Below are 13,967 nucleotides of genomic sequence, written 5' to 3' on the forward strand. Positions count from 1 at the left end.
ATAGGAATTATTTATATAGGTATTATTTATATATGAAACGAATCTTTGTTAGCTTGGTGTATATCTGTTTGGTTCTGATGACATATGCTCATGAACCGGAGTTCTCAACAGCCGGATTTTTCCGATTACCGGATACTGGCCGTGAAGTGTATTCAATGAATCCGGCCTGGCGTTTCTATAAAGGGAGCGTTATCGGTGCCGAAGCAAAGGAATTTGATGATAAAGCCTGGCGGGTAGTCTCTTTGCCTGACGGCATCGAGTATCTTCCTACCGAAGCCAGCGGATGCATCAACTATCAGGGAGAGATTTGGTATCGCAAACATTTTACTCCATCGGATGCGCTGAAAGGAAAGAAGTTATTTCTGCACTTTGAAGCCATCATGGGGAAAAGCAAGATTTATGTAAACGGTAAACTGTTGGCGGAGCACTTCGGTGGTTATCTCCCCGTATCGGTAGATGTGACCGATGCTTTGAAGTGGGGAGAAGATAATGTCATTGCCGTATGGGCTGATAATAGTGACGATCCTGCTTATGCTCCCGGAAAACCACAGGATGTACTGGACTATACTTACTTCGGCGGTATTTACCGGGACTGTTGGCTGATTGCGCATAATCAGGTGTTTATAACAGACCCGAACTACGAGAATGAAATAGCCGGAGGCGGATTGTTTATATCTACAGATAATATTTCAGAACAGTCAGCGGATATTTTGTTGAAAGCGCATATACGCAATGATAACAAACAGAATTTTGCAGGAAACATCGGCTATTCGTTAGTAGACCGGGACGGAAAAGAAGTAGCGTCGTCGGATGTGAAACTAAGTATCCGTAAAGGGGATGTGATAAGCCGCAGTTGTAAGATGAAAGTGGAACAACCTCATTTATGGACGCCTTCATCACCGTATTTGTATAATCTGTATGTACGTATTTATGATAAGAATGGGATGGTCGTGGATGGGTATCGCCGCCGTGTGGGTATCCGTAGCATTGAGTTTAAAGGCAAGGATGGTTTTTGGCTGAACGGAAAACCATATGGAAAGCCGTTGATAGGCGCCAATCGCCATCAGGATTTTGCAGTGGTGGGAAATGCGGTAGCCAACAGTATTCATTGGCGTGATGCCAAGAAACTGAAAGACTTGGGGCTGGAAGTGATTCGAAACGCGCATTGTCCACAAGACCCCGCGTTTATGGATGCTTGTGACGAACTCGGTCTGTTTGTTATCGTGAATACTCCGGGATGGCAATTTTGGAATGATGAACCGATTTTTGCCAAGCGGGTTTATAATGATATTCGTAATTTGGTTCGTCGTGACCGTAATCATCCTTGTGTGTGGTTGTGGGAACCGATATTGAACGAGACATGGTATCCCGAAGATTTTGCCGGACGTGTGAAAACAATCGTCGATGAAGAATATCCTTACCCGTCTTGTTATTCAGGATGTGATACACAGGCAAGGGGAGCGCAATATTTCCCGGTTCAGTTCTGCCACCCGATGGAAGTGTCGAAACGCGACCCGAAGATTACTTATTTTACACGTGAATGGGGAGATAATGTAGATAACTGGAGTTCGCACAACTCTCCGAGCCGTACAGCCCGTAACTGGGGAGAACAACCTATGTTGGTACAGGCTGCGCATTATGCTTCTCCATATTATGACTATACTTGTTATGATGCTTTGTACAAGGAATCTCCCTGGCATGTCGGTGGTTGTTTGTGGCATTCGTTCGATCATCAGCGCGGTTATCATCCCGATCCTTTCTATGGCGGAGTGATGGATGTATTCCGTCAGCCGAAGTACTCTTATTATATGTTCAAAGCCCAACGTCCGGCTGAAGTTTCTGATGGAATTGCGGAAAGCGGTCCGATGGTATATATCGCTCACGAGATGACACCGTTCTCTAATAAAGACGTAACAGTTTACTCAAACTGCGATGAAGTACGCCTGACGGTTAATAAAGGCGGAAAGGTCTATACTTACAAGAAAGATAAAGCACGAAAAGGAATGCCTTCACCGATAATCACTTTCCGCGATGTCTTTGATTTTATGACGGATAAGAAGCTGACTCGTGAAAAACACGAGGAAGATGTGTACATGCTGGCAGAAGGACTAATCGACGGAAAAGTAGTGGCTACGCATAAAGTACTGCCCGCCCGTCGTGCCGAACAGATTCGTTTAAGGGTGGATAACGAAGGTATGAACTTGCGTGCGGATGGCTCCGATTTTGTGACGGTTATAGCCGAAGTCACTGATAAAAACGGCAATGTAAAACGCCTGAATAACTATTATATCAAGTTTTTTATCGAAGGTGAAGGACGTATCCTGGGAGATGCCGGTGTGTTGGCAAATCCTGCTCCCGTGAAGTGGGGAAGCGCTCCTGTACTGATTCAGTCCACTACGAAACCGGGTAAGATAAAGATTACGGCTAGTGTCTTGTTCGAAGGTTCACAAATGCCTGTAAGTGGAGAACTGGAGTTGACTACCTTTGCCCCGATGTATCCATTGCTCTTTGACGCGAAAGAAGAATCGCTAATCAAACAGGTAGAATCATCCTCGATGGATGATAAAAAGAATGATGCCGAACTGGAATTGGAACGATTGCGTCGTGAACTGAATGAGTTGAAGTTAAAGGAAGTGGAAAGACAGCAGACTGATTTCGGTGAAAAGAGAAATTGATACTCCTTTCGCAACAATTTACTATCCCGGTACGTTTTTTTATTAACCGGAGATAGAGAATAATAGTATATTCTTTAGGCACGGGATACGCATTCCGTGCCTAATTTTTCATGTTTCGTTTTTTATCTCTATCTTTGCGATACAAATAAATAGTAAGAACATATGGAAAAAATAGAAATAGAAGAGAAGATTGTAGCCATGCTAAAGACGGTATATGACCCGGAGATTCCGGTGAATGTATATGATCTTGGCCTGATTTATAAAATCGATGTCTCTGACAATGGAGAGGCAGTACTTGATATGACACTGACAGCCCCCAATTGCCCGGCTGCTGATTTTATCATGGAAGATATTCGCCAGAAAGTAGAATCAGTAAATGGTGTGAACTCGGCTACCATTAACCTGGTCTTCGAACCGGAATGGGATAAGGACATGATGAGTGAGGAAGCGAAACTCGAACTGGGTTTTCTTTAGTTATGAGTGAACAGTATCCACACTTACAATTCATAACTTACCGCTTATAACTTACAACTCATAACCTACTGCTTATAACTAACAACTAGAAAACTCATGAAGAACGTTTATTTCCTTTCCGATGCGCATCTTGGCTCCCGTGCCATTGAACACGGACGCACCCAAGAAAGACGCTTGGTGAACTTTCTCGACAGCATAAAGCACAAGGCTTCCGCCGTGTACTTACTGGGGGATATGTTCGATTTTTGGTATGAATTCCGGTTGGTGGTTCCCAAAGGATATACCCGCTTTCTAGGAAAAATATCCGAACTGACGGATATGGGAGTGGAAGTTCATTACTTTATTGGTAATCATGATATCTGGTGTGGCGATTACCTTACCAAAGAATGTGGCGTCATCATGCACCATCAGCCGCTGACTACCGAAATCTATGGGAAAGAATTCTATCTGGCCCATGGCGACGGATTGGGAGATCCGGACAAGACGTTCAAACTGCTTCGCTGGATGTTCCATAGCTCCACTTTACAAACGTTGTTCTCTGCCATCCATCCCCGTTGGAGTGTCGAATTAGGTTTGTCATGGGCAAAACGCAGCCGACAGAAACGAATTGACGGGAAAGAACCGGATTATATGGGAGAGAATAAGGAGCACTTGGTGTTGTACACTAAAGAGTATTTGAAAAGTCATCCGAATATCAATTTCTTTATTTACGGACATCGCCACATTGAACTTGATTTGATGTTAAGTGCTACTTCCCGTGTCTTGATTTTAGGGGATTGGATTAATTTCTTCTCTTATGCCGTGTTTGATGGCGTGAACCTTTTCCTGGAAGAATATATAGAAGGAGAGACGCAAGTATAAGGCAAAAAGTTTCAACCCCGTTTGGAACTAATAGTTTCACGGTATGAAACAACTAATACGCTTAAATGGACGGGAAAGGAGCTCATACTTGAGGTGAGAACTCTATACTGATAAGAATATATTTAAAGCAATAAATCCCTGCTTCAACACTGTGAAGTAGGGATTTATTACATTATCATAGGTTATCTTCTATGGTAGTTCTGATAACAATTGCACAATTAATTATTTACTTGAAAACTTGTGTATAGTTTGAAGCTATTGGCAGGTATAGTAACAGGCTGTGCATCACTGCTAGTTACATTCAATGTCTCGCCATTCAATTCATACCAAGTTCCTGTATTGCCAAAGTGTACACTCGTATTAATCTGCTCATTCTTGAAATTACCTACTACAACCAATTTCTTTGTAGTGGATTCCAATCTTAGATAACGACCTTGATCCCAATCGGAAACACTTACTTTCCAATCCTTGAAAGCGTTATTACTGAATAGCTCAGGATTCTCATTGCGCAATTTCAGCAAAGTGCTATAAGTCTCATATAAGCCTTTCCGGTCTTGATTATCAAGATAATCCCATTTCACAGGTTTGGCATCAGTATTCTTGTCAGAACCCATTTCGCCATTGTACTTATACTTGATAGAATAATCATACCCAAGTTCTCCAAACTGCCAAATCATTTTCGGCCCTGGTACAGTCAGGAAGAATGCTGCATTTGTTTCCAGTTGTTTCATACGAACAGCAAGGTCTGCATTCTGAAGATTACCGTCAGCTGTTTGCATATATGCCACTCTTTCTTCATCATGACTTTCCATGTAATTGACCCAACCACTTGCAGTAATCTGGTTATTCCGCATGGATGAGAAGTCGGAACCTGCTGATTTTCCCATACCCGACTGGCAATAGTTGTAATTCATATTATGCCATAGTTTCATTCCTGCATTGGCCAATTCTGACTCTTCAGCCAAATCACAGAAGTGTTCGAGTATCATCACTGCGTTAGGATTAGTCGTGTTGACTGTTTCATAATAATCTTTCAGGATAGCAATACGGGAATCATCCTTATTGCTTGCCGTTGATTCAGTACTCTTGTTTTGAGTAAATCCTTTGGTCAGGTCAAAACGGAAACCGTCAAACTTATACTCTTCCAGCAAGAACTTCAAGTTGCGTTTTACGAAGTCACGTACCAGCGGTGATTCGTGGTTAAAGTCATGGAATACGCTGAATGGATGCGGAGCATCAACATTGAACCACGGATTGTTCTCGGCAGTCTTGCTTTCTTTCGAATTCCAATAGAGTTTAGCGAATGGATGGCTTCCTGTAGCATGGTTATAGACAACATCTAACAGTACTGCGATGCCTTGCTTATGACATTCGTCAATGAATTGTTTATATTCCTCTTTCGTGCCATATGCTTTGTCCATTGCAAAATAATAACATGGATTATATCCCCAACTATTATTTCCGTCGAATTCCTGTACAGGCATCAGTTCAATCGCATTCACTCCCAAGCTCTTGATATAATCCAAATGCTTCGTAGCTTCTTTAATAGTACCGGTAGCAAGTTCGGCTCCTGTTTGTGTAAAGTCGCGGAACAGCAGTTCGTATATTACCATATTATCCGTATTTTCAATCTTGAAATCGGACACCTGCCAACTGTAGGATGCCGGCTTCGTTTGGAATACAGAGACAATGCCGGTTGTCTTTCCATTCGGATACTGTATGGCACTAGCCGGATAAACTCCCTGTTCTACAAGATATTTATCATTCGAGCCATCCAAAACCTTTTCACAATAGGGGTCGCCAATGCGGACATTGCCGTCTTTTTCGCTGCCCATATAATATTGGAAACCATATTCTTTGGTAGGATCAATGCTTGTAACCGTAAACCACCAGAAGTGTTTGTCATTATCACGCTTCATCTGATATTCTGTGCTAAGTTCCCAATCATTGAAGTCGCCAATCAAGCAAGCATAATCCTTATAATTACCGTCCGTATCCAAATCGTATAGTGCAAAAGTTACAGATGTTCCGTCAACAGATGGATGAATTCCTGCTTCATTTACCGGACAGGCGGCTATCTCTACCGGAGCAGGTGTGAAGGTCTTGTCTCCGGTGACTGTGATAAAGAAGTCACTGGTTTTCTTTTCGGTGGTCAGTACGTCCTCATTGCGGAAGAGGATGCAGACATTCTGAATGTTAGCTGCATTTTCTGCACCGAACCATTCGCGTACTGTCGGAGTGAGCGTAAAGCACCAAATGTTATCCGCAACTTTCTCTGCCTTATATTTATCTTCATTTATTCCCCATTCTGTAGGAACATACATCCAGTCGTTAATGCCGATGTGGACATATACATTACCTGTGTATCCATACAAGTCGTCACCGGCAGCTGCTTTATACCAGATTTTACCTTGTTTGTCACCGTTGAATTTAGTCGGGTAATTATTGAGTCCTTCTACTAACTCTTCAATAGACGGCTCGTGGTCCAGTTCGGGAAGTTCCGGTCCGGTGATTAACATCTCATGGTTTTCGTCGGAACAGGCTACTATCGTCAACAGACAGAATAGCATCCAGAATATATGTCTTATATTTTTTTTCATACTTGTTCAATTTAAGAAGGTGAGAACCACCCTCATGCAAGATGATGGTTCTCTGCCATTAACTAATTATTATTTTTAATCAGAATGAGACGTCCGTTAAGGTATAACTTAACTGTATATTCTCCCGGAGTGTCTAGTTCTATGTTTCCTGCACCACCATCGGCATTGAGTGCATCCAAGCTTCCGCCGATAGCTGTATTCCAGCTCTTGTTTATACGAATCTTGAATTGATTGGCAGACAATGTAGTTGTTGTACTCCAACATTTCTCCGTATCATCGTAAGGCATATCAGTTTCTGCTTCTTCGCTCCATCCACCAACGGTAGCATCACCAATAAGGCCTATTGAGCTTATTTTAACGGCACTGATTTCTTTCCTGTCATCGTACATATTCACCTTCAAGAAGTAGTTTCCTGCTTCGGACACTTGCATATTATCGCTCCCATCAACAGGCAATATTCCTGTCTTTTCCAGAAAATACGAATATCCATAGTCACCATCATTCCATGAAGGACCGGCTGTTAGCTTAAATTGATTCTCGATGGATACTGTGCCGAATAGCAGTTTACTATCTACTCCCGTCATAGTGGAAGAGTTGTAAGGAGACCAAGAGTCAGCTACAGGTACCCACAAGAAGTTAGCATACGACAATTTCTCTACTTCGTAAGTTCCATTCATCATGTCAATCGTTATCTTAACACTCTTATAGTCATCTCCGGCTGGTATTTGGATAGCATTGGCATCATCCTTTTGAACTAAATTCCCTTCTAATGCTTCTCCTTGCAGTGTGCCGTACTTTTTACCCGAAACGGATTGGATAGTGAATTCGGAAGCTTGAACAACTCCGTCACTATTGGTTAAAGCAGGTACAGTTACTGTAAAAATCGGATTAGCATATACGTCGCCGCTTTTATTACCAAAGGCAACCTCTTTGTTGAAAGTTAATGAACCTGTTAAATAATAGGCTCCCTCAATGACCGGGGCTTTCGGAGTTACTTTTAATTCGTAGCTTTCGGCCGATGCTGCATATACTGTTTTTCCGGTAGCTATATATGCGGTTACTACTGCATTCATGGTGCGTTCTACCGGACGGATACCATGTATCTGTGCCACTGCATTTTGTAAATCTTCCGTTGTTGCATATCCTCTGTCATCTACTGTTAAAGTCACTTTGTTATCTAACTTCATTTTATAGGATAAAGTAGCTTCTTCTTGAACGACAGGAGCTGTAAATACAGCAACCACTACGGATTCTTCCGAAACATTTCCCAAATTGATTGGGTCTACACCTGTGGCTGCAAAGGTAATCTTTCCGGCGGCTTCTTCCTGTCCGTAAGACTGTGGAGAAGCTACCCCTTCATTAAAATCTTCGTTGCAAGCTGTCAGTGAGGCAGCCAGTAACATGGTTATATATATTGATAATTTTTTCATATCTATCTGCATTTAAGATTCATCTATTTAGCTTTGAAGTAATAGCACTCATCCAATTCGTTGAATAGTACAGTATAATCGCCCGGTTTGCAGCTGATCGTAGCACCGTCAACAAATGAGCCGAACGGGAATATCTCTCCGCCCCAAGTCTTGTCACCGGAAGTGAATTTGGCTTTGCAACTTGATGCGATTGTGATGTTGGCATACCATACATGTGAGTGCTCCATGGTTACTTTGGTCAATTCAACAGTTTCCGAACCATAAGTCAATGTAATAGCATCATATTCTGTCGGCTGAGTCTCGAAAGTAGTTGCTTTCATGGTCAGTTTATTCTCAATCGTATTCAGATGAAGCGTGTACCAGCCTGCTGCATCCACTTTTATATTTTGAGAATTCTTGTCATTAACCAAATTGGTAAAGCCTTCACTGTCCGCATTTCCCCATTGGTCATCCCATGCGCCGGGAACTGCTACGACTTTGAATCCTTCTCCGGCAGGAACATATCCTGTGTAAGTAAATTCTCCTTTACCCGTATTTGCGTCATACGCATAGCCTTTTACCAGTGACATCGGGAAATAAGCGCTTCCCGCTTCCATGGTAGGATTTCCCCAGGGAACTTCTCCGATGAAATTACCTAGCAAATAATAGGTCGCCGGAACGGCGTCAGATATATCCATATAATAAGGTATTACTTTCAATTCTATCGAATTGGAATATATAGGATAACTTTTATTTGCGATATTGGCATATAAACGTACAAACACACTCATCGGCTCACCATCGTAATCATTCTCCGATGCCCATCCGGCAAGTTTTACGATTGCCTTATTCAATTCCTGAGCACTGGCATCCACTTTTGCCGATGTAGATGTAGAGGGTAATGTCAGATAAGAAGCATCTGCCGTTTCCGTTTCGTCAGTCCATTTATTTGTTAAATCCGCTTGCACGGTATAAGTCACTACGGCAGGATAACCGTAATCCGGTTGCGTGCAAGTCAGTTCGACATTCTTGGATTGGTTCAAGTCATAGACATTGGACGCTGCGTTGGCAGGAGTGTTCAATACAAAAGTAGTAGGTTCCTGTATGGTAGGATTCGAGTCCCTGTCATCTTCGCAGGCAGTCAGCAAGGCTGTTGCTACTAATATGGACGTCAGTATATTTATTTTTTTCATATTACTCTGTTTATTTAAAAGTATAACTTCGGTCTGATTTAATACTCGGGATTCTGATCCAGATTCGTATTTGCATTAATATCATTGGCGGGAATAGGATAAATGTTACGGAATTCCTTGATTCCGGTACCTTGCTTTTCTCCACCTTTCCAATCCCAGCTATAGTCGGAGTTGCCACCGAAATTGCCAAAACGGACTAAATCGATACGGCGGCGACCTTCAAACCAGAACTCACGTGCCCATTCGTCACGGATATCCGTCAATGTATATGAAGCGGCTTCAGTAGCATTTGCACGTTTGCGAATTTCACGCATGGCTTCTACTGTCTCTTGGTTAGAAACACCGTTGTTCTCACGGATGCTGGCTTCTGCCACAATCAGATAAGCTTCTGCCATACGAAGAAGAGGAATATCCATATCCGGATTGTCCGTATCGCTGGTCAAACCACCATCTGCACGGATATTCGAGAACTTGGCACACGCAAATCCGTCTGTAAAGCTCATGTTGTCTCCTGTCGATGTCGTTCTTTGTACTCCGCACATCAAAGCGCGGTCGTCTTTTGCGGCTACTACCATCTGATCTTCCAATACGGAAGGAGCATCTTTCACGTTCGGGAAGAATTTGGCTACCATTGCCTGACGACAATGCGGGCCACCCCATCCCTGCTTGCTTCCCCATGGATTCATGCCTGTATCACTCTTGTGCGTACCGGCGATAAGGAACAATGAGCCACCCCAACTTTTGGTTTTCACGCCATCTTGCAGAATCGGTAATATCACTTCCTGTCTTGCCTTGTTTACATTGCTTCCATCATTATCTGCCATGAACAGGTGTTTGTAGGTAGGAGCCAGTTTATAACCCGAACCAATTACTTTTTGGGCGTACTCTTTGGCCTTTCCCCATTGAGGTGTACCGGTGTAAACTTCTGCGTTGAGATACATACGTGCCAACAATAACCAGGCAGCAACGCGGTCTACACGACCATAAGTTGATTGGAGAGGTTGCGCTAATGTAGCTGTGGCATCATCGCCGATTTCTTTCAATTCCTCTTCTATCTTCACAAACAAGTCCGCACGTTTGATTTGTTGAGGCTTCTCGGTAGAAACCTTATCGCAATACGGAGGATTGCCGAACAAATCCATCAGATAGTAGTTGTTCAAAGCGCGGATGAAGCGAACCTCTGCACGCTGGCGTGTACTCTCGTCATCTGTCAGTCCTTCCGTTTGTTCCATGAAGTAGTTGCACAAAGTGATGTCGAATGTCAGACGATAGTAAAGTCCTGTCACAATTTCATTGGAAGAGCTCCAACTGCAATCGGCGATACTGGCGACACCGGCGTCATTCCATGAATTGACAATCGCTTCGTCTGTCATCAATTGGTTGGCACACCAGGTCATACGGTAGAAAGAAGAAGTACCTTCGTCAATATCGTCCAGGTCACCACTTCCGTCAGGACCTTTTTGCCCTGTGAGTCCAAGAGTTCCATATATCTTATTAAAAACGCTTGCCTGATCGAATGTCATCACGATGTTCGGGTCGATAGGAGTGGCATCCAGGTCACCGATACATGAAGTCACACTGACTGCCAGTAATAGTGAGGCAGCCGATAGGATTGATTTTATATATCTGAATTTCATAATTGGTATTTTTAGTAGGTTTAGAAATTAAGGCTCAAACCGATAAGTGTAGTCAGGGGACGTGGATAAATATTGTTATCCAATCCATTTTCTACTTCAGGATCAAGTCCTTTGTACTTGGTGATAGTGAATACGTTTTGTACGGCTGCATATACGCGTCCGCTAAGCGGAGCACCGAACAACTTCTTGAATGTATATCCCAGAGTGATGTTGTCACATTTCATGAAAGAAGCATTCTGTACGAATTGGTCGGACAATAAAGTATTATCACTCAGACTTTGGATATTGTTGGCAACTCCCATTAACGGACGGTTGTTCAGCGCACCGAATGAATAGATAGAAGTCGGGTTACAATCGGAACCACCTGCTTCGACGGAATTATATACATAATTATTCAGGCTGGCACGCAATGAGAAACTAAAATCCCATGACTTGTAAGAAAGACGGGAAGTAAGCCCCATTAATACATCGGCTGTCGGTTTCTTATAGAAGTAGCGGTCGTCACCATTGATAATTCCGTTACCGTCACGGTCTACAAATTCATTCTCAATAGCTTTGCCGTTTTCGTCATAAACTTGCTGGTAAACATAGAAAGAAGAAGCCGGATGTCCGACGGCATGTGCCATTGCTTTCATATCACGTCCGCCACCGATGTTATCTCCGGCAGCCACATAATAATTTTTGCTATCACCTGAGGTTAGCTTAGTGATTTCGTTTTTGTTGTAAGTGATATTGAAACCGAGATCCCATGTCAAGTCTGTAGTTACAATTGGTTTTGAATTGATGGAGAATTCCACACCGGAGTTTTCCAGTGAACCGACATTGGACAATACCTTGTTCTTGAAATTCGTTCCTGCAGAAACGAATACGCTGTTCAGCAAATCAGTGGTTTTGCGATAGTAATAATCCACTGAACCGTTGATGCGGTTGTTCAGGAAGCCGAAGTCTACACCTACATTATAAGTGGTAGTCTTTTCCCATTTCAGATCCGGGTTGTATGCATTCGGACGGTAAGTGATTCCCTCTCCCAAGATAGGATAGTAAGCACCGTCTTTATTTGTTTCATAAACAGCCAGATAAGGATAATCTCCTGAATTGATATTCTGTTGTCCGGTAATACCATAGCCGAGACGGAGTTTTAAATCGGAAAGTACATCAACGTCTTTCAGGAAAGCTTCTTCTTTCAATTTCCATCCCAAAGCAAAAGACGGGAACAATCCCCAGCGGTTATCTTTGTGGAAACGAGAAGAACCATCCTGACGTACGGTTGCGGTAAATAGATAACGGTTCAGCAGTGTATAATTGAGACGACCGAAGAAAGATACGAGGTAGCTTTCTGTAGCCGAACCGCTTGCGGTATTATTGTAGCGCTGACCTCTGTTCTCTACCACATTGTTTGACAACGGATAGAGTCCCCAATATTCCTGGTCGGACGTATCATGGAAGTGCTGCCATTCATAACCGGCCATAACGTCGAAATGATGTTTGTCGGTGAAATCTTTACTGTATTGCAGATAAGCATTCAAGGAAAGGTTGTATTTGTCTTTTTCTTCCCATCCATAGCTACCATAATAGTTGTTGGTAGAAGAATAGGGAGAGACATCCGTGTATTGTTTACCTGTAGAGAGATCCATACCACCGTTCACGTGTGCGTGCAAGTCCGGCAAAAAATGAAACTTATAGTCCAGTTCCAAGTTACCGATCAAAGATTTGGAAATGGCGCGGTCGTTCTTTTCTTCCAATAAGGCAACTGGGTTACCGGGAGCATTGCCGTTGAAAGTACGTTTCCATGTATCATCGTTCAAAGAAGAAGCATCCGTATTCCATTGGAAATATCCGTCAAAATAATATTGATGGTAAGGATCGTCGGAACGAACGGACTGTGTTGGGTCAAAACTTACAGCAGAACCTACTGCGCCACCGTCAGCATAACGGTTCTTGGCAATCATACCTTTCAAGTTGGCATTCACTTTCAGATGATCCTGAAAGAAAGAAGGAGCCAGGCTGACAGAAGCTGTATAGCGTTCAAACTTGGATGTCTTTACAATACCGTTCTGATTGGTATAACCGAAAGAGACGCGGTAAGGCATATTTTTTAATCCGCCTGAAATGGTGAGATTATGGTCTGTACTTACGGCTGCACGGAAGATTTCTTTCTGCCAATCGGTATTAGCGTTCCCTAATTTGCTATAGGCTTCACTATCTTCTCCCCAAATGTCCTTGATGAAAGAACGGAATTGGTTGCCATCCATCACATCAACGGTCGATTTTACATTGCTGACAGATAGATTTCCGTCATAAGAAATGGTGGGACGTGCGCCTGCCTGTCCTTTTTTCGTCGTAATGATGATGACACCATTGGAAGCACGAGAACCATAAATAGCGGTAGCTGAAGCATCTTTCAATACGGTGAAACTTTCAATATCATTCGGATTAACCATAGACAACGGGTTGGACAAACCTTTCACCCCTTTATTATCCATCGCCAAACCATCAATTACAATCAGCGGGTCGTTTTCCGCAGTCAGCGAAGAACCGCCACGGATACGAATCGTTGCGCCTGCACCCGGAGCACCGCCTTTGCTGACAACACTCACACCGGCAATCTTACCGGTCATCATGTCCTGTGCGTTAGTAATCAGACCTTTGTTCAGTTTATCAGGTTTGATTGCAGTAACCGAACCTGTCATATCATTCTTCTTCACCGAACCGTAGCCGATAACGACTACTGCGTCCAGTACCTGAGAATCATCTTCTAGCGTAACTATTACAGAAGAAGCTGCTTTCACTTCTGCAGATTTATAACCAACGAATGAAACGGAAAGAATAGCATCTTTCGGCACATTCAGCATAAAGTTACCATCAAAATCTGTTATAGTTCCGTTGGTTGTACCTTTCACCAGTACGTTTGCACCGATGACAGGCTCACCCGTTGTGTCTTTCACATGCCCCTTGACAGCTATTTGCTGTGCAAATGCTCCGATGGAAAGGAAGAGTCCTACCAACAATACAAGCAGGGCTTTTAGTCTTAAGCTCTTTTTCATGTCTCTAATTTAAAGTTATTTTATCAAAATCAAATATTTCTCTCTAAAAAATACCTATTGAAAACTATATTCTC

General features: G+C 42.9%; 8 protein-coding genes. 3 read left to right on the forward strand and 5 right to left on the reverse strand.

Annotation, left to right across the window (positions count from 1 at the left end; all coding sequences use genetic code 11):
• The first annotated feature begins 32 nt into the window (after positions 1-32).
• The 3 genes from HC965_RS17145 (at position 33) to HC965_RS17155 (ending at position 4,010) form a co-directional block, all read left to right on the forward strand.
• A complete protein-coding gene (locus HC965_RS17145; RefSeq protein ID WP_191032601.1) occupies positions 33-2,675 on the forward strand; it encodes a glycoside hydrolase family 2 TIM barrel-domain containing protein in 2,643 nt (880 codons plus the stop codon).
• Positions 2,676-2,837: 162 nt separating this feature from the next.
• Positions 2,838-3,149, forward strand: coding sequence for a metal-sulfur cluster assembly factor (locus HC965_RS17150; protein WP_191032602.1), 312 nt, complete (start codon positions 2,838-2,840; stop codon positions 3,147-3,149).
• Between the two features lie 96 nt (positions 3,150-3,245).
• Positions 3,246-4,010 (forward strand): UDP-2,3-diacylglucosamine diphosphatase, encoded by a 765-nt coding sequence (locus HC965_RS17155; RefSeq protein ID WP_191032603.1) that lies wholly within the window; start codon positions 3,246-3,248, stop codon positions 4,008-4,010.
• Between the two features lie 218 nt (positions 4,011-4,228).
• On the opposite strand, the gene HC965_RS17160 is transcribed toward HC965_RS17155, so the two are convergent.
• The 5 genes from HC965_RS17160 to HC965_RS17180 form a co-directional block, all read right to left on the reverse strand.
• Positions 4,229-6,610: an alpha-amylase family glycosyl hydrolase gene (locus HC965_RS17160; RefSeq protein WP_191032604.1), complete on the reverse strand. Its 2,382-nt coding sequence runs from the start codon at positions 6,608-6,610 to the stop codon at positions 4,229-4,231.
• A gap of 62 nt (positions 6,611-6,672) precedes the next feature.
• A complete protein-coding gene (locus HC965_RS17165; RefSeq protein ID WP_223854930.1) occupies positions 6,673-8,040 on the reverse strand; it encodes a DUF5115 domain-containing protein in 1,368 nt (455 codons plus the stop codon).
• 23 nt (positions 8,041-8,063) lie between these two features.
• Positions 8,064-9,212 (reverse strand): SusE domain-containing protein, encoded by a 1,149-nt coding sequence (locus tag HC965_RS17170; protein ID WP_191032606.1) that lies wholly within the window; start codon positions 9,210-9,212, stop codon positions 8,064-8,066.
• A 38-nt stretch (positions 9,213-9,250) separates the two neighbouring features.
• Positions 9,251-10,849: a RagB/SusD family nutrient uptake outer membrane protein gene (locus HC965_RS17175; RefSeq protein WP_191032607.1), complete on the reverse strand. Its 1,599-nt coding sequence runs from the start codon at positions 10,847-10,849 to the stop codon at positions 9,251-9,253.
• A gap of 20 nt (positions 10,850-10,869) precedes the next feature.
• Complete coding sequence (locus HC965_RS17180) at positions 10,870-13,893, reverse strand: TonB-dependent receptor (RefSeq protein WP_191032608.1); 3,024 nt, start codon at positions 13,891-13,893, stop codon at positions 10,870-10,872.
• Positions 13,894-13,967: the final 74 nt, after the last annotated feature.

The sequence above is a fragment of the Bacteroides sp. GM023 genome (assembly GCF_014750685.1).
Taxonomy (GTDB): Bacteria; Bacteroidota; Bacteroidia; order Bacteroidales; family Bacteroidaceae; genus Bacteroides.

Bases quoted from the DNA above. Each gene is read 5' to 3' on its own strand.
- HC965_RS17160 (WP_191032604.1), bottom strand. From the start codon at position 6,610: ATGAAAAAAAATATAAGACATATATTCTGGATGCTATTCTGTCTGTTG.
- HC965_RS17175 (WP_191032607.1), bottom strand. From the start codon at position 10,849: ATGAAATTCAGATATATAAAATCAATCCTATCGGCTGCCTCACTATTA.
- HC965_RS17170 (WP_191032606.1), bottom strand. From the start codon at position 9,212: ATGAAAAAAATAAATATACTGACGTCCATATTAGTAGCAACAGCCTTG.
- HC965_RS17145 (WP_191032601.1), top strand. From the start codon at position 33: ATGAAACGAATCTTTGTTAGCTTGGTGTATATCTGTTTGGTTCTGATG.
- HC965_RS17180 (WP_191032608.1), bottom strand. From the start codon at position 13,893: ATGAAAAAGAGCTTAAGACTAAAAGCCCTGCTTGTATTGTTGGTAGGA.
- HC965_RS17150 (WP_191032602.1), top strand. From the start codon at position 2,838: ATGGAAAAAATAGAAATAGAAGAGAAGATTGTAGCCATGCTAAAGACG.
- HC965_RS17155 (WP_191032603.1), top strand. From the start codon at position 3,246: ATGAAGAACGTTTATTTCCTTTCCGATGCGCATCTTGGCTCCCGTGCC.
- HC965_RS17165 (WP_223854930.1), bottom strand. From the start codon at position 8,040: ATGAAAAAATTATCAATATATATAACCATGTTACTGGCTGCCTCACTG.